General features: G+C 43.6%; 17 protein-coding genes. 3 read left to right on the top strand and 14 right to left on the bottom strand.

Features of this window, described 5'->3' with window-relative positions:
• The 11 genes from K1X84_14860 to K1X84_14810 form a co-directional block, all read right to left on the bottom strand.
• On the bottom strand, nucleotides 1-1,760 hold a 1,760-nt coding region (locus K1X84_14860), incomplete at its 3' end, for an ABC transporter permease (protein ID MBX7152908.1).
• 613 nt (nucleotides 1,761-2,373) lie between these two features.
• Entirely contained in the window at nucleotides 2,374-3,150 is a 777-nt protein-coding gene (locus K1X84_14855) for a LytTR family transcriptional regulator DNA-binding domain-containing protein (GenBank protein MBX7152907.1), read from the bottom strand.
• 133 nt (nucleotides 3,151-3,283) lie between these two features.
• Nucleotides 3,284-3,544, bottom strand: coding sequence for a DUF4160 domain-containing protein (locus K1X84_14850; GenBank protein ID MBX7152906.1), 261 nt, complete (start codon nucleotides 3,542-3,544; stop codon nucleotides 3,284-3,286).
• Nucleotides 3,531-3,800: a DUF2442 domain-containing protein gene (locus K1X84_14845; protein ID MBX7152905.1), complete on the bottom strand. Its 270-nt coding sequence runs from the start codon at nucleotides 3,798-3,800 to the stop codon at nucleotides 3,531-3,533. The genes K1X84_14850 and K1X84_14845 overlap by 14 nt, the downstream gene beginning before the upstream one ends.
• Nucleotides 3,801-3,922: 122 nt before the next feature.
• Nucleotides 3,923-4,348 carry a DUF1801 domain-containing protein gene (locus tag K1X84_14840; protein ID MBX7152904.1) on the bottom strand — a complete coding sequence of 142 codons (426 nt, stop codon included), beginning with the start codon at nucleotides 4,346-4,348 and terminating at the stop codon, nucleotides 3,923-3,925.
• A gap of 29 nt (nucleotides 4,349-4,377) precedes the next feature.
• Complete coding sequence (locus tag K1X84_14835; GenBank protein MBX7152903.1) at nucleotides 4,378-4,842, bottom strand: DUF5063 domain-containing protein; 465 nt, start codon at nucleotides 4,840-4,842, stop codon at nucleotides 4,378-4,380.
• A gap of 91 nt (nucleotides 4,843-4,933) precedes the next feature.
• Nucleotides 4,934-6,982, bottom strand: coding sequence for an alkaline phosphatase D family protein (locus tag K1X84_14830; GenBank protein MBX7152902.1), 2,049 nt, complete (start codon nucleotides 6,980-6,982; stop codon nucleotides 4,934-4,936).
• Between the two features lie 160 nt (nucleotides 6,983-7,142).
• Nucleotides 7,143-7,925 (bottom strand): hypothetical protein, encoded by a 783-nt coding sequence (locus K1X84_14825; protein MBX7152901.1) that lies wholly within the window; start codon nucleotides 7,923-7,925, stop codon nucleotides 7,143-7,145.
• Nucleotides 7,926-8,154: 229 nt separating this feature from the next.
• Nucleotides 8,155-8,844, bottom strand: coding sequence for a hypothetical protein (locus K1X84_14820; protein ID MBX7152900.1), 690 nt, complete (start codon nucleotides 8,842-8,844; stop codon nucleotides 8,155-8,157).
• 65 nt (nucleotides 8,845-8,909) lie between these two features.
• Nucleotides 8,910-9,341: a hypothetical protein gene (locus tag K1X84_14815; protein ID MBX7152899.1), complete on the bottom strand. Its 432-nt coding sequence runs from the start codon at nucleotides 9,339-9,341 to the stop codon at nucleotides 8,910-8,912.
• A gap of 1,380 nt (nucleotides 9,342-10,721) precedes the next feature.
• Nucleotides 10,722-11,141 carry a YciI family protein gene (locus K1X84_14810; protein ID MBX7152898.1) on the bottom strand — a complete coding sequence of 140 codons (420 nt, stop codon included), beginning with the start codon at nucleotides 11,139-11,141 and terminating at the stop codon, nucleotides 10,722-10,724.
• A gap of 201 nt (nucleotides 11,142-11,342) precedes the next feature.
• Between K1X84_14810 and K1X84_14805 the strand changes: the two genes are divergently transcribed.
• Nucleotides 11,343-12,011 (top strand): alpha/beta hydrolase, encoded by a 669-nt coding sequence (locus K1X84_14805; protein ID MBX7152897.1) that lies wholly within the window; start codon nucleotides 11,343-11,345, stop codon nucleotides 12,009-12,011.
• Nucleotides 12,012-12,017: 6 nt separating this feature from the next.
• Here the strand turns inward: K1X84_14805 and K1X84_14800 are convergent, their stop codons facing one another.
• Nucleotides 12,018-13,547, bottom strand: coding sequence for an SLBB domain-containing protein (locus K1X84_14800; protein ID MBX7152896.1), 1,530 nt, complete (start codon nucleotides 13,545-13,547; stop codon nucleotides 12,018-12,020).
• A gap of 343 nt (nucleotides 13,548-13,890) precedes the next feature.
• Between K1X84_14800 and K1X84_14795 the strand changes: the two genes are divergently transcribed.
• On the top strand, nucleotides 13,891-14,304 hold the full coding sequence (locus tag K1X84_14795) for a YHS domain protein (protein ID MBX7152895.1): 414 nt from the start codon (nucleotides 13,891-13,893) through the stop codon (nucleotides 14,302-14,304).
• A 187-nt stretch (nucleotides 14,305-14,491) separates the two neighbouring features.
• Here K1X84_14795 and K1X84_14790 read toward each other — a convergent pair whose 3' ends face one another.
• Together K1X84_14790 and K1X84_14785 are read right to left on the bottom strand one after the other, a co-directional pair.
• Complete coding sequence (locus K1X84_14790) at nucleotides 14,492-14,974, bottom strand: hypothetical protein (protein ID MBX7152894.1); 483 nt, start codon at nucleotides 14,972-14,974, stop codon at nucleotides 14,492-14,494.
• Nucleotides 14,971-15,573 carry a sigma-70 family RNA polymerase sigma factor gene (locus K1X84_14785; protein MBX7152893.1) on the bottom strand — a complete coding sequence of 201 codons (603 nt, stop codon included), beginning with the start codon at nucleotides 15,571-15,573 and terminating at the stop codon, nucleotides 14,971-14,973. Before K1X84_14785 ends, K1X84_14790 begins: the two co-directional genes overlap by 4 nt.
• Nucleotides 15,574-15,728: 155 nt before the next feature.
• Here K1X84_14785 and K1X84_14780 point away from each other — a divergent pair, with 155 nt between their 5' ends.
• Nucleotides 15,729-16,064, top strand: coding sequence for a hypothetical protein (locus K1X84_14780; protein ID MBX7152892.1), 336 nt, complete (start codon nucleotides 15,729-15,731; stop codon nucleotides 16,062-16,064).
• Nucleotides 16,065-16,188 lie beyond the last annotated feature (124 nt).

Genomic DNA, 16,188 nt, shown 5'->3' with positions numbered 1-16,188 from the left:
CGCGGCCCATTGACATCGTAACAATGAACCTGTTGCCCGACGGGATCTTTGAGACCGAGCATATCGGCGGTTTTTTGATTGATGATAACCGCATTCAGTGAGTCGGTCTTCAACCCTCTTGAAAAACTTCGGCCTGCCCGGAGTTTGATTCCCATCGTTTCAACAAAATCGTAATCGGTGGCGTTGAAGTACACGACCTTCATTTGTTCGGGCGATTCATCGACGCGGTAGATCACGCTCCACGGCCACGGATCGCCGGCGACCCTTTCGCTCCGGCTCACGCCGAGAACCCATGAATTCTGAAGCAACCGTTCCCGGTACGATTCATAATGGCGGGACACTTCTTCCGGCAACATTTTCATGACGACTATATTTTCTTTATTAAATCCCATCGAGCGATTGTGAAGATAGTCTAATTGCCGCGTCAGCACGATGGTGGCCGCAATCAAACCGATCGAAATGACAAACTGCAGCGTGACGAGCAGATTCTTGAATTGAAACAGGCTGCGCTGTCCGACGCGGAATTCTTCTTTCAATGCTTTCACAATGTCGTAGCCGGAAAGAATCAGCGCCGGATACAATCCGGCGAGCAGCCCGAGAATCAATGCGATCGGGATTAATAACGGAATGGTCTCCAATATCTTCGACGCCTCAAGCGGGATTTCCCACTCCAACCCATTTCCGATGATCGAAAACAATTCGACCGACAGGCCATACGCCATCACCAAGCACATCAGGGTGATCAGCAGGCTTTCGGAGAGAAGTTGAATGGCAATCGCCCGGCGTTCGGCTCCGAGAATTTTCCGGATCCCGATGCCCCGGATGCGATTGATCGCAATCGCATTCGTCAACGATGAAAAATTAAAACCGGCAATGACGAGGATCAACAGCGCCACAACCACCAGCGCGTACACGCTGAACTTATTGCCTGAGCGGATGTGACTGGATAAGTCGTCCGCCATTCCGTCGGATCCGAGATAAATGTCGGCGATGTTTTGCACAAGCGGACGAAAAGACGATTCCCGGTCTTTATAGAGCTTGTGCAGTTTGGCCTGAAAATCGGCCGGATCGGTCCCACTCTTGAGTTCAACATAGGTTAAGAAGCCCAACCAATCCATGCTGGTCAAGTCGGATGAATAGCCCTGCGGAACGATATAGTTTTGAAATGAAATCAGGAAATCAAAATTCAGATGTGAATTGGACGGAACTGCCAGAACGCCGGTCACTTTCAGCGGCGTCGTATTGTTCCACAAAAGCGTGGAACCGACCGGGTCCGGATCGTCAAAATATTTTTCCGCCATCGCTCTCGTGATGACGATGGAGTTGGGTGCACTCAGAGCCGTTTCACGTTCGCCGGACAGGAATGGAAACTGCAGGATTTTTAGAAATGACGAGTCGGCATAGTATCCGCGGCTTTCATAAAACTGTTTTTGCCCGTTGCCCAAGAGCGCATTCAGGACATACCGCATCCGGCTGACCCGGGCGATCTCGGGAAAACGTTGCTGAATTTCCGGTCCAAATGCCGGAGGCGAATTCACCAGGGTGGTCACGTTGCCCGAGTTATCTTTGTAAGAAAAATTGATCCGGTAAATGTTATCCCGGTTTTCATGAAAGTTTTCAAAAGAAAGTTCGTGACGTACGAAGAAAAGGATCAGAAGAATGGAGGAAAAGCCGGATGTCAGTCCCAAAATATTGACGAATGCAAACTTCTTATTACGTTTCAGAAAACGCAGTGAACTGATCAGGTTGCTTTTGAACATGGCGCGCCTTTTTCGGATGATGTGCGGTTTTTTGCATCATGTTACGAAAGAATCGGATCGTTCGTTTTAAGAAACATGATAACCTGCGGAATGGACGTGATAAACGGAGGATGTTCGGCAGCCGTTCACCTTTTCTTCACAAACGTTTTTGAAACATTTTAATGGATTTCCCACTGAGAGAGCCTTAAAGGTGATTACCGTTTGTCAGTTCTCGACTGAGCTCGAACTGACACACATTTGTCACAATGGATTAAAAAAGCTTGATGCTATTTCTCAGGAATAACTTCTTGTTGTTTGAATCGTTCCGACTCAATTATTCACGGCCTTGCAAAAAACGCCGGACTAAGAACCAACGTTCGCATATCATGATGCGGAAAACGTGAAGCTTATCTTCAATTTTTGAATAAATATAACTGTAGTAACTGTTTTCCGCGTCCAAAAGCGAACGTTGGTTCAGGCGTTTTTTGCATAGCCGCAGCGTTTTTCTTTGTAACTTTCTTTTGGCGCGTTGCCAAAAGAAAGTTAATTTCAGCAGTACACACTACCGTCCAATCCCTCCTTGAAGAGGGGAGCCATAATCAACCTAATTCAAAAAAATTTATTAGAAGCGGTATTAGGATTGCAATTCTTTTTTGAAAGTGCGGCTCAATTTTACGGACGATCCGTTCTTCAGATAGACCCGGCCATCGCCGTTTTCATTGGTTTCAATTTTCGAAACGTAATCTTCATTGACCGCGAAAGAGCGATGGATTCTTTTAAATGCCGGATAGGAGCACTCTTTCAAAAAAGATTTGAGGCTTTGATATTTGACAAACGTGTCGGTATGAGTCTGAATCGTAATGCAGTTTTGATTGGATTGAACGTAGAGGATGTCCGTAAATGGAACTTTTGTAACCGCGTAGCCGGCGGAGAGCATCACGAAACTTGGTTTTTCCGTTTCCCCGCCGGGTCGTGACGTGGAGGAAAATAATTCGTAGATGGTAATCCCGGCCAGTGAGAAAAAGCACAAAAGATTGCCGGCAATATTATTGGTCAACGTCGCGACGAGTATGTCTGCCGCCGGAGTATCAATATCCAACCAGTAGCTGATGATCAGGAAGACACTTGCCTGCGCGACCATGAGATTCAGTACGAGGGCAATGCCGGAGAAAATCAATAACGCGGCAACTTTCTGCGGCACATTCCATTGATCCCTGGAAAAAATATTTCGGATGATTCGATCGATCGGACGGATCGCTAATCCCCAATAAACCATACTGCTGATCACAAGTACCAGCAGTTCGGTGTAACAAATCAAATCGCGGCTCACCTGGAAAAGAAAACCGAAAGAAAGGTTGAGGACGGCAAGTAGTCCGATTGCCAGAAATCTCATTGTTTTAATTTTTTCCATGCGTCAGGCTCCGATTCGGTTGCGTTGTAATACGCGAATGGCCCGCGAAAGTTTTTCAATGAACAATGAATAATGAGCAATGGAATATAATGGTTGTCGTATTTAAGCTGGCATATCCAAATGGAGGGGATTATTATTTTAAAGGCTCGATTTTTTTAAGAGGAGATTGATTCTTTGTCAGTAGCCAGTTTTCCTTAAGTTCGTTCTTGTGTGCCGCCGCCCATTCTATCACAAGTCCCAGAGCGCGTGGTGGGAGAAAACCTGCAATTACCGACAGGTTGTCAATCCCTATGATCGCTTCAAACTCACCATAAATCGCATGAAAGTGTTCGGGAACGTGGTCATCATAATACATGTATATATCTATGCCGTAGAAAAAACTAATTTTGGGCATGAACAAGCTCTTCGGCGCGTTTGTTGGTCAATCTCAAATACAAAGAATCAGCGCACACATCGACTTCGTCACTCCACGCAACGGCTCCGGTTTTGACGTCGATATAGGCACGTTGAAATACCTGAACATCATCCCAAATCTGAAATACACCTTTACCTTTTAAATGAGATAGATCAACAGTGCCTTCAACGCCGTCGTCAAATTTCAGCCATAATTTCAAATCCGGTTGGGGTGAAAGTGCAACAATTTTTTTCATGTCAAGACCTCAACTTATTATTGAACTAAATTAGCGCATTGTTACAACATATGCAAGCTTGTGAATGATGAATTAACAGCCGGAGGGCACGAACGTACGATTGAACGCGGTGGTATTCGCCGTTATTTTGTTGCCTTAATTCCGTATCGTATGGCCGCTTCAAGTACATCGATGTTCATGTCTTTTAACGCTTTGAACTTGATGCAATACCCGCTCACGCTCGCCTTGCCAAGTTTTTTTCCATATGTCTTGGCCAAGTAGGTTCTGTCTTTAATACCGAGGATATAGACCGAGATTCCGGTTGTGTTAGCGCTCATACCGATTTGATAAAACTCCCGGGTTTTTCCATCAGCATATTTTATCGTGTACAATCCATATCCAATATTCGGATTAGAAACAGTTTTATTGTCACTGTTTTTACCATCGAGGAACCATAATTTACATGCCGGCATTATTTGCATGATGATGCGATGCAATGCCTGCATGTCGCTACGTTTTGGTTCCGGCTGGCCGGTAATATATTTTTTGATTTGAGCTTGTACGTTCATAGGATATGAATTAAGTATATACCGTATGTCTATCCATTCTTCTGTTTCATATAGTTCAACAAGTCGAGGATGTGTTTTTGTGTATGGCTGTAAAATATAAGTTCAAAAAACCAAAGCCCATCTGCTAAACTGTTGTTTTCAATTCGCCATTTAATTTCTAAAAGATCGAGGATAATATCAGAAAGATCATCAATTGCATCACCAATCGCGTTGTCCTTTAAGTTATCAATGTCGTTGATATCAAGAACGGTTTTGTAGAATCCGAAATCCTTGAAATTAGATGCAACATTTTGTCTGATTTCTGGAAATTGCGAATTGTCAAAGTTAGGAAATTTTGCTTCGTCAAATTTGTATTCTATGTCAAAATATAGATCGTAAATTTTTACGAGATTTTTTTCCAGCAATTTTTCTTTGTGAGACTCTGTCAAGTTAGGTTGAAGTCCATACTTAACGATTTCGTTTATTGTCGGAATTAATTCTGTCATTTCGGGCATATCAAGAAGTAATGCGTAATAAAAACCCTATTTTCAAACTTCACGAGCATTATACGAACAGATGAGCCGCGTGTTATACGCAAGCAATAACTCAGATGCAATACTGCGGGTCGCCTTCAAGAATTTCTTGCTCAAGCTTGGGCGTCTCGCCCGCTTTCCATAACCGTGCCCGATGTACGATACGGTAAGCCAAAGGACCGCCATCAGGACTTTCACTGCGCTCAAAAGGCCGAGGGATACATACAAACTCCGTTGAGAGTTGATCGGCAGTGGCGGTCACCAAGGCATAGCCGTGCCCACCGTAATCGAGCAATGACAAATGCGGCGCCACGTCCGGATTGCGCACGGCACGGGCCTGCTTCATATCTCCGGTTTCTTTTAACTTCAGAGTCGAGAGCACTCCATGCAAAGCGGTAACATTCATCGAAGGAATTACCGTACCATCGGGTTTATCGATCAGGTGCAGTACACGTTTCGGATGATCTTTTTTCATGGCGAATTCCATGACTTCAAAAAGCGTCTGCTGTGAGATGGAACCGGTGATGAATTCCACGCCTAACGGTTCGAATTTTTTCGGCGGCAGCGCCTTGGAGGCCAAGCCGGCATAAAACGCATGACGGTCGCCTGCAACGACCGCAAAACCGGTGATCTTCTGATCGCGTATGAAATCAAAGATCTGGTCTTTGTCGTAGAGGAATCGATCGTCGAACATCGCATACCCGGCATCTTTCGGCCACGTGCTGCCCAATTCGCCGGGCAGGTTCTGATAATCGCTCCGGCATGCCATGGTGCCGAAAGAATGGCCCCATATTTTCCAGCGTGCCTTGGAAGCGCCGAGCTGTTCCATAAACCAGCGCCGTTGCTCGCTGCCCAGGAAAGTCTGGGCATGAACATCTTTTGTCGGATTCGGGATGTCTTTGCCGTTGAAACGAATGGTATCGGGTGGTTTGCCTCCATTATAATGACGACCGTAATCTACAATTTCAAAAACCGATTGCGGGAATACGCTGGGATAAGGTACACCAAAATCATCGCCCGACAAATCGGGAGAGCGGAACGACCAATTGTCGGTCAGCAGTAAATCGACATTTTTGCCCCAACGCAATACACGCTGGATCTTCAGACTGTGAATCGCCTTCAGGTTGTTCGGCTCTTCGGAGAGTCCTTCATCGTTGTACGGCTCGAGAGGTGTATCCACGACCTCCGGCGCTTTGAATTGCTCCAGCTTCGGATTACCGGGCTGTGAAACCCGCGCGGGAATGAATTCCCACCAGGCCTGGTTGGCATGGACTTTCTGGTTTTGTGCGGGAGCGTTGTAGCCGCCGCCGGCCACATACTGACTTTGGTAGCCGGCCCACGCAAATTCATGATTGTCCCACACGCAGACAAACGGCCAACGGGCCCGCGCATCCTGCAAATCAGGATCTTCCAGATAGGCACGGTACAACGTGCGATAATCCTCGAGTGTAACCGGCAAATGAAAATTACTGACTTTCCGGCCTTGCGGGAATTTGTAAAGATCCCGGATGCGGCGGCCGCGGTTTCCGTTCGGATTATCTTCGGCATACCACGTCACTTCGTAGATGAAATCGCCGAGATGTAAGACAAAATCAAGCCGTTGATCTTTCGGACGCGCCTCGTCTTCAAAGATCATTTTCCGGTAAGCATTCAGGGCGCCTTCGTTAGGACATTGGCAACATACAAAAGTAAAACGAACAGGTTTGTCGGAGTCATCGGCAGGCGCCGTTATAGTACGGCCGATCCGGCTGGCGAAACCCTGGTCATCAATGAAACGGTACCAGTATTCGCGGCTGGGCTTGAGATCGGTAACGAGAAAACGGCATGTCCAATCCGAGTCAGCGCTCATATTGGCCGTACCGCCTGACAGGATTTTTTTGAAGTCTGGGGTGGTCGATATTTCAACGGTCAATTTTTTGGTAGCATTGTCTTTTACAGGAGGACGTCTCGTCCACAAGATGACGCTATCAGCGGTCGGATCGCCGGATGCCACACCCTGTGGAAAGAGGTCACGGCGTTCAATAGCCGATAGGGGAAGATTGTCAGCCCAACTTTTTTTTGTTGTAATGGCGAAGCCAAAGAATAAAGAGGCTTGCAAGAATTTCCGGCGGGTTAAACTCATGGAGATTTCCTTTTTAATTTAGAATTCCTTATTGCGTTATGTTCAAAACAACTTGAAGGATTTACCAATTTATATTTGAATGTGTATAACGAGTCGCAGGCTGGCGCACGAAGCGGCACGTGTAAGCCGCATGCTATAGGACGGACTGCAAACTATGATACTATAGAGCATTTGATTTTACTTTTGCAATAAACTCTTTTTTGTTGCTTCTAATAATCACTTTGTGCTTGTAGAAATCACCACTTCCAACCAGCCAAAACATTTTGTCAACAGTATAAGGTTTTGTCTTAATTTCTTCAGAGTACGCAATCACATCACGAAATATTTGAAAATCAGATGCATCTGGGTTGGAAATGCCAAGCCCTATAAATATGTCCTTGATATGAGTGTCTGGCTTTACGAATTCAGGCGACACATTCTCTTTTAGGAAGTCGCAAGCTAACGCAAATTTGTAACCAAATATTTCTTTTTCTAAAATAAGAGGCAATCCTAAACGAACATCGGCGACAGAATGAGAAATGAAACTGGAAACAAACGAATCAAAGTCATCTATAGTGATAAACCTCTTTAAAAAAGTCGCGATTGAAATAATAGATTTGCAAAAAATGACCCAATGGCTATGGGGATTTGATTTGACCATTCGTCCTGGGGGTTTGTAGTGCCCCTTAATTCTTTCAAACAAATCATCCCATGAATTATAGTTTTCGGCAGTAGCATCAGAATCAAAATTATATAGAAACTGAGAAATAGCCTTTATATCTCCAATTGAATTTGGCATTCCTTGCCTATTACAAGCATGGCTAATCATTTTGAAGAAGAGATCGCTTTTTGTTTTAGGGATTTGACTTTCATCAAATACAATTTGAGAGTCTAGAATGTTTTCAGTAACACCGTCAAAGGATAACAAGTATTTTTTGGCTGAATCAAAATAGGATTTCTTCATAATCTCTCCATTTTGCAGTCTGTCGGATAACGGTTCGCGTGCAGTCGCCGTGTCGCAGCGCAAGGTATCTATAAACAATTTCTACTCGCTCCTCGCGCCACGATATGGACGAACTGCGAGCAGAAATTTATATTAGGAAATAATTCATTCACTGTAAAAGTCCTATTTTAAATACTCCGCGAGCAGTAAGCGAACGCCTGACGGCGACGTTATGACGGTCGGCATTGGGCTACTTGTCATTTGCATCTTTTTTGAAGAAATCATTTATGATCAAATTTCCAGCTTCTTTCATGGCTGCGTTAAGAGCGTTTGTTACATTTGGATAATCGGGTGATTGATCCCATGCACCGACAACCGGAACAATAGACTCTTTTTCTTGCATTTCGAATGTCCATAACAACTCGCAATCCTTGGTGGAAATTAGATATGCTCTTGCCTGGCACAAAGCCTTGGGGTCAGAAGTTGGTATAAACCCATAATAACTTCTGATAGTGCCAAATCGTACTATCTCAAGGAAAAGAACAATATCCACTGGTTCTTTTTGCATCAGTTTCTTAAAGTTGCAACTGATATATTTTTTACCACCAGAGCTCGAAATATCAGGGTCAACAAATCCACGTTCCGTTAATTTTGTAACAGTTAGTCCTCGTTCCTTAAGCTGAAGAACAAATTGATCGGCTATATTGCTAAACGGAGTCATATCAACGGACCGCAAATGTGATTCGAGGCTACCTGCCATTGCTTCGTTAATAGCGATATCAAGAAGACCTTGATTGCCTCCTTTGTAAGCTGCTGCTTTCGGAAAGCCTCCTATAACAATACCGATTTTTTGCGTTTTATTTTCCCAAAATGATGGATTAATGGTCATTCGTGATGTTCCACATCCCGTAAAAAGGGCTGAAATTAACATGGCCAACATATAGCTGCTTACGAAAAAATAAGACCTATTCACTTTCTTCTCCTTATTGTAGATTAAAGTAACCGTTATTTAATAATTACTCTTTCCCATTTTGTCTCTGAAATTCCAATTAATCCTCCTACTAGTCCTCCTCCGATCGTTAAACCAACAATAGTCTTTATTGATGTTGAATTTTGGGTTACACCATCTTTGTCGATTACTATGCTTCCTATGCCAATTACCAAGCCCATTAATGAGCCCAGAAATGATAGTTTCATGGCTTTAGATCCCTTTGCAACATAAAGAGAACTAATTTCATTTTTTTTAATAGTAAATTTCTTACCATTGTTTTTTTGTCCATCGAATTGTTCATCTGAAAGGATTCCATGGTTTCCCTCAATCCTTTCACTTGATTTAAGAACAATAAAAAACCTCTCTAAATGTTTTTCTGATTCTTGAGAATACAAACTCCCCAAAAAGAATAGATAGACAAGGATCATTTTTAAAAAAAATTTCATCTTTACCTCCAATTTAAATAACAAAATATTACGCCGATTGCCGCATTACGCCCAACGCTACAAGACATGGCGCGAAGTGTACCACCGAACAGATAATAGATTAACTGTCTTAATCATCAGATGCAAATCTTAAAGAGCGCCATGTGCGGATCCCGCCAACGGCGAGAGGAGCGGACATGTAAGCCGCTTGTTATCCGAGGTCGCCAGTTCATATAACATCTAACGAGGCCACAGGCACTTAGAATCAATCCAATTGATCCAAGAAAAACAGACCATATACTTAACCAAGTAGCGATTACTATAGCGTTATCTGGATGGTGCGTAAATGCGTACAATTTATAACAAAAGCTCGAAACTTTTTCTATTCTACAAGTGAGTATATCGTTTTTTGAAATACGAAGTAAGTCCCTGTAATACTCATTCATTACAATGACATTTGGATCATCCTTTGGAATCTTTTTTGTATGTTTACGCTCATTGTAGTTCTCCATGAAGTTATCGTCCAATGTGCGTACAACACAAACGATATACCGCTTGGTTTTATTTTCGATTATCTTAACGTAACCGCGCGAATAAATGTCATATATGTTTGTCATCCGAACCCAGCCAGAATTGTCTTCTTCCCAGGGAGCGACAAACACCTTTAAAGTTTTTTCATCCATAAATTTAGTTTCCAAATGATTGCGGGCGATCTGGATAACTTCTTCATAAACGCCATTATGGCGTTTATCTTTTTAGTAATTCCGATTCATTAAAAACCCTAAAAAATGAGCTACGCCGTAATTGTACGTCGTTGTTTCGGGACTTGCAAGAAAACTTTTCATAATGAATAATGAGTAATGAATAATAGAACCCAAGATTTTCCCGTTTTCTATCAAATTATCGCTATTGTCAAATCGAAGCTTTCCTGTCTCCGATAGGATCGTCCTATCCGTGGATAGGTTTGTCCTATCGTACGATGCATCATCCTATCCCGTGATAGCAAGATCCCTTCAGATCAATAGGACCGTCCTATCGTACGATAGGGCCATTTCATCGGAATGAAGGAACTTTCCTTCGGCGGATAGGAACAACCTATCGTACAATAGGATGAATTTCTATCGTACGAAGCATCATCCTATACGCGCAAAGGAATCGCCTATCGGAGGGATAGGTGGTACCTATGCAAACTATGGAACTTTCCTACCAGTGGATAGGAATGTCCTATCGCGCGATAGGATCGCCCTATCATACGAAGGAATAACCTATCGCCGGATAGGGTTGAACATTATAAATCAATGATTTACGTAAGATAGTCAATAAATAATGAACAATGAAAACGTCAATGAGGCTTGCCAATACACATTTTTTGTGTAATGTCAATTTATGATGTTGAAATAGCTATTGGGTTTTTGGTAATCCTTCTCCGGGTATACCGAAAAAAGTATAAAATTCACGCGTCATTCTTCCCGATTTGACCATCGGATCGTCATTCATTATTTTTTCCGCTTCGCTTTTCGATTCTAATGCGAGAATGCACATACCGTTCATGATCGTTCCTTCGTCCAGTATAGGGCCTCCCAAAAGCAGGATCCCTCGGTGCCGTAAATCAAACAAAAATCGCAGGTGTTCTTTTTGAAGTTGCTCGACGACGTCGTGAGGTTGGTTACGATTTTCTCCTTTTTTGGCGATTCCCAGAATGTATGTTTTTCCGGTCTTGACCTTGGCTTCGATCTCTTCGTCGATGGAAGTTTTTTTGGTATTCTCGGGATTACCACACGACATCAGTATTCCAAAAATAAGAACGATCACAGCTCTCATTCCAAAATCCTCTATATCAGTCTTCATTATGAAACATAAACTACGTAATACAGATTCTATAAGTTGCCGTTTCAATTGGCAAGGGTGATTTTTGAAATGACCCGTGAGCGGCTCTCCTCATTCTGTGAATTCCACAATTGACTTTGTTATGTGCGAGGCTTACACTGTCCGTAATATTAAGTTACAAAGGCTCGTGTTGTTATCGATATTCGCGAATTAAAATTTCTTGCGACGCCTTCATCCGGTGAAGTTTCGGCGATATTGATGAAGCCAACCGATGCGACACATTTACTTGTTTTGGGTCATGGCGCCAGTTCCAATATGCGGCATGCGACGTTGCAGAAAATTGCGGAGGCGTTGGGCGGAGTAGGTATTGCGACTTTCCGGTATAATTTTCCATATATGGAATACGGGCGGCGTATCGATCCGAAACCGATTTGTACGGCGACTGTGCGTTCGGCCATAGCGGCGGTGCATGAAGCTGCTCCGGAACTTCCGCTTCTGGCCGGCGGGCATTCATTCGGCGGGCGAATGACGTCGACGGCTGCGTCGGAATCGCCGCTTGAAGGCGTGATCGGGCTGGTGCTGTTTGCATTTCCGCTGTATCCGCGCGGGAAACCGGATACGAAACGCGCCGATCATTTGACCGGCGTGAATATTCCGATGCTTTTTCTCAACGGAACGCGGGATGAATTGGCTGATTTGGCTTTGCTCGAACCGGTTTGCAAAAAACTTCCGCGGGCGACGCTTCATATCCTCGATACGGCTGATCATGGATTTCGCATTCTCAAACGTAGCCGCAAAAATTCTGAAGATGTGTTTGGTGAGATGGCGGGCGTGACGGCTGAGTGGGCATTGAATAACCAGTAATGGACGTTACTTGTTTTGATGTACTTGAGAATAAATAAGAATAATCGTAGCCGTCACGGTGGCTAATTGCCCTATGAACGCCATGGTATCTTTGAAAACCTTCCATGCATCCAATGGTTTTTTTTCCGGAATGAAAATAACATCGCCGTCTTTTATCTCTGAACTATTACTGGCATCAATCCAATGCTGGCCGAAATCGCGGATGATCCGTACATCACTTCGCTTAGCGCTGCTTTTAAATCCGCCGGTTTTATTAATATAATCTTTATAGTTCAATCCTATTTTCCAGTCCAAAATTCCAGGCCGAACGACACCGCCGATAACCGAAACAGTATGTTTAACGGGCGAAACATTGATGACATCTCCACGTCGCAACATAATATCGTACTTCTCGTCAATTTTGCCGTTTTTAAATAATTGGTCAAAATCGGTTTGCACGGTCAGGTATTCCTGGCGCGATTTTGCTTTGAAATAAGCTTGTTCGATCTCAGTCATATCGGATGCCTGAGTGAGTTTGAGGCGATTGTATTCCAAGTCTTCACCTTCAAGTTTTTTGTCGCGGTAGATCATGATTTTGTTGACGGAAGCCTGGTTGGAAAATCCACCGGCGGCATTAAGAACATCCGATAGCTTTGTTTTATTCTCAACGATTGAATAAACGCCCGGATATATAATTTCACCTTCAATCGTAATATTGGCCATCGGATGAAATTGCGGCACAAACCGAAAATATATTCGATCGTCCGGACATAGAAGCATGTTAATAGCCGGATCATCTTTGCATTCAATCATTTTACACAAACTTAAATTAAAGCGCTGAATTACTTTTCCAGTATCGTTTTGAAATCGTACTAATTCAACCTGAGTCGAATCTGCACCAAATTTTAACCCGGCACATAACTCAACAATGTCTAAGATCCTCTCGCCCTTTACGAATTCATATTGTCCGGGCAGGCTGACAGCGCCATAGACATAAATTGACGCATAAGCCGGCGGTACATAGATTATATCACCATTCGACAAGGCAATATCCCATTCAAGATTACCGGTGTTATTACGTTTAACTATGTCGACGCGTAATGTTTCGCCGTTTTTTTTTCTGACCTGTATATTGCGTCGCGAAGCATCATTCAGAAAACCTCCGGCTTTTTGAATTGCCTGAGTAACGCGTTCAACGGGCGATATATCAACGCGGCCGTTGTGTTCCACAAAACCAGCAACGTCTATAGCCATCGTTCTTAATCCGATCAAATTCACTGAAATGTTGGCGTGAATATACATAGCCCGGAGGATTTCAATGATCTTAACTTTAGCTTCACTGAGTGTCAAACCCCATAACATGACTTCCCGTGCGGACGGAAGAATGACAACTCCTTCCGGTGAGACAACGGTTTTAAAATTTTCGTTGATGGGGCCTCCTATCGAAACTGACAACTGGTCGCCGGGTCCCATGTGATAGGTTTGCGGATCGACCGCAACGTCCATGTTGAACGATGGAACCGGCCAAGTAACTTTTTTGCTGCTATCTGCGAACAAGCTTTGCGCTTTTAATATTTGATTCATTGCAAGGAAAAGGCAGGCTGTCAACATAACATAACAAAACCGCATAATATTTCTTATCTCTCTTGATCTGTTTCTTTGCTCAGTGAATTGCAAAACAAGTCAAATTAGAGGAAACGCGATCCGGTTACAACCACCCTAAAGGTCTGCTATTTTCATAAATCAGACTATTATTACACCCATATACTGCCTGAACAGGTAGCTGTCAATGATGTGATATCATAATAATCTTACGGACAAGGAATAATCAGGACTGAAAAAGAGTTATGATAAGACCGATTTTTTTATTCAAACGGTTTAATAATAAGAAAGGAAAAACATGAGAATGTTCATTCTTATCATAGGCGTTTTCGTGTCCTGCGTGCAAGCACAAGACGTAGCCATTCGTGGTTACGATCCGGTTGCGTATTTTGTTCAGAATGACGCGGTCAAAGGCTCGGACGCGATCACTACGACGCATGAAGGGAAGCAATGGTTTTTCACGTCCGAGGAAAATAAAAAAATGTTTCTCGCATCGCCGGAATCCTATAAACCGCAATTCGGCGGCCATTGTGCGTACGCCGCCGGCAATAATTACGTTTATGAGGCCGATCCCGAAGCCTGGACGATCGTTGACGGCCGGTTATACTTTAACTATTCAATGAAAATCCGTGAAAAATGGACAGCCAATCGCGACAGCCTGATCAAAGCGGCGCATAAAAACTGGCCGGAATTGATGAAGAAAAAAGATTAGAAAAATCGTCAAGGAAAATAAAAAACCGGAGCCTTGCGGCTCCGGCCTCTATCGTAGCCCAGAGGCTGAGGGAGTGCCTCTGTTTGGGGACTTTATTATACAACGGAATTTTCCGTTTTGCAAGTATTTTTTCATGGAAAAATCAAGGGGTGTGGAAAATATCAGCAGGCAGGATTTTTAATCAACTTTAACGATGCAGGCGGGGACGAATAAGCTTTTTATCCATCCATTCGATCAGTAGCAGGATAAATAACCCAAAAATCAGGAAGTGGAAATTATTGCCGATCGTATCGGCCAACCGGTCGGTCAACGATTCGGCGATCACGTCCCATTCGATTTCCGGAAACCATGATTCCAATGTTTCGGCCGAAATGGAAGCCGTGGAGTAATAGACGGTTATCGCGATGCCGCAAAACGCCGTCAGTCCGGTAAGCAACCATTCTTTCCACCGGGAACGTTTTTCGTGCAGGCCTTCAATTTGTCCGATTACGAGATTGGAGAAATTGGAAGGCAGAACGATATTTTCTTCTTCCTTCAGGCCTGCAAAAATCTGTTTGTATAATTCAACCTGACCGCGGCACGCGGTGCACGTAGCGAGATGTTCCTCTATCTCCGGGTTTTTAAGATGATCGAGATAGGATTGAATGTCGTGATCGGTTAAATGGTTCATGATAACAATTCCTCAGTCTTGTATTTCGCGAGCAATTTTTCTTTGAGCATCTTACGCGCGCGAAAAAGATAACTTTTTACGGTGCCTTCCGGCAGATTCAAAATACTTCCAATTTCTTCATAACTCATTTCGTCCATGTGATACAGAGACAGGATCGTTTTATACTGCGCCGGAAGAGTTTGAATTTCCTGTTTGAGAAATCCGCTTAGTTCGCCGTGCATTAGCTTTTCATCCGGCCCTATAGAACCGCCCCAGATATTTTCGGTAAAATTCAATTCTCTGCCTTCGGATGATTCATCTTCGTAAGCCGTCGCCATGTCTTCATACAAATCGACTTTCTTTTTCTGGAGATAATTCAGGCACGTATTATAGGCGATTTTGGCGATCCATGTAGATAACTTCGATTCATATTTAAAAGACTTCAGATTCTCATAGACTTTAATGAATACATCCTGGCAAATTTCCTGCTGATCGGACGGATTGGACACCATTTTGAAAACCATGTGTGCCACAAGGCGTTGGTGACGGTCGACAATGGTTTTATAGGCCTGAATGTCGCCGCTTAAAATACTTTGAATTACCAACTGATCTTCATTCATGCCCTTTTTCCTCTTGCTTGGGTTAGACAGGGCAACCGGCGAAATGTTGCAATAAAAAATATACAAAACAAGTGCAACCTTTTCCTTTTTGACCGGTCTGTTTGGGTAGACGACGAAAAGTTAAGTATTTAATAAACCTAACCAATGGAGGTTATATGCACGGAGCAGAAGTATTGGTACCCATCACGGTCTTTTTGAGTATCGCATTGATCGTCAAAATTGTCACGGACAACCGGACGCGCCAGAAACTGATCGACAAAGGCATGGTCGACGATAAAGTCAAATATCTCTTTCGTCGAGGTCTTGACAATCCTTTGAATTCTCTCAAATGGGGGATGGTCTTATTGGGGATTGGTGTAGCGCTGGCGGTTGCTGAATTATTTCCTTACATCAGCGAGTCGGCAGTTATGGGACTGATGTTCTTATTTGCCGGTATCGCGTTCGTGGTGTACTTTTTTATCGCCCGGAATCAACCGGATAAAACCGAATAACGGTATTGCTTGAAATTATTGGAGAACAATTTATGATACGTTGGATCATGATAATGACGGCTTTACTGGCGATGCCGCTTTGTGCGCAGAGCGGCTTTGTCGTCGGTTTCAATAACACGAGCAT

Source organism: bacterium, assembly GCA_019695335.1.
GTDB lineage: Bacteria > CLD3 > CLD3 > SB21 > SB21 > JABWBZ01.
This window is presented reverse-complemented; position numbering and strand designations above follow the sequence as displayed.

What these genes read in the sequence shown, in the direction of transcription:
- K1X84_14855 (MBX7152907.1), bottom strand. Translation starts at nt 3,150, where the DNA reads ATGGAAAAAATTAAAACAATGAGATTTCTGGCAATCGGACTACTTGCC.
- K1X84_14850 (MBX7152906.1), bottom strand. Translation starts at nt 3,544, where the DNA reads ATGCCCAAAATTAGTTTTTTCTACGGCATAGATATATACATGTATTAT.
- K1X84_14845 (MBX7152905.1), bottom strand. Translation starts at nt 3,800, where the DNA reads ATGAAAAAAATTGTTGCACTTTCACCCCAACCGGATTTGAAATTATGG.
- K1X84_14840 (MBX7152904.1), bottom strand. Translation starts at nt 4,348, where the DNA reads ATGAACGTACAAGCTCAAATCAAAAAATATATTACCGGCCAGCCGGAA.
- K1X84_14835 (MBX7152903.1), bottom strand. Translation starts at nt 4,842, where the DNA reads ATGCCCGAAATGACAGAATTAATTCCGACAATAAACGAAATCGTTAAG.
- K1X84_14830 (MBX7152902.1), bottom strand. Translation starts at nt 6,982, where the DNA reads ATGAGTTTAACCCGCCGGAAATTCTTGCAAGCCTCTTTATTCTTTGGC.
- K1X84_14825 (MBX7152901.1), bottom strand. Translation starts at nt 7,925, where the DNA reads ATGAAGAAATCCTATTTTGATTCAGCCAAAAAATACTTGTTATCCTTT.
- K1X84_14820 (MBX7152900.1), bottom strand. Translation starts at nt 8,844, where the DNA reads ATGTTGGCCATGTTAATTTCAGCCCTTTTTACGGGATGTGGAACATCA.
- K1X84_14815 (MBX7152899.1), bottom strand. Translation starts at nt 9,341, where the DNA reads ATGAAATTTTTTTTAAAAATGATCCTTGTCTATCTATTCTTTTTGGGG.
- K1X84_14810 (MBX7152898.1), bottom strand. Translation starts at nt 11,141, where the DNA reads ATGAGAGCTGTGATCGTTCTTATTTTTGGAATACTGATGTCGTGTGGT.
- K1X84_14795 (MBX7152895.1), top strand. Translation starts at nt 13,891, where the DNA reads ATGAGAATGTTCATTCTTATCATAGGCGTTTTCGTGTCCTGCGTGCAA.
- K1X84_14790 (MBX7152894.1), bottom strand. Translation starts at nt 14,974, where the DNA reads ATGAACCATTTAACCGATCACGACATTCAATCCTATCTCGATCATCTT.
- K1X84_14785 (MBX7152893.1), bottom strand. Translation starts at nt 15,573, where the DNA reads ATGAATGAAGATCAGTTGGTAATTCAAAGTATTTTAAGCGGCGACATT.
- K1X84_14780 (MBX7152892.1), top strand. Translation starts at nt 15,729, where the DNA reads ATGCACGGAGCAGAAGTATTGGTACCCATCACGGTCTTTTTGAGTATC.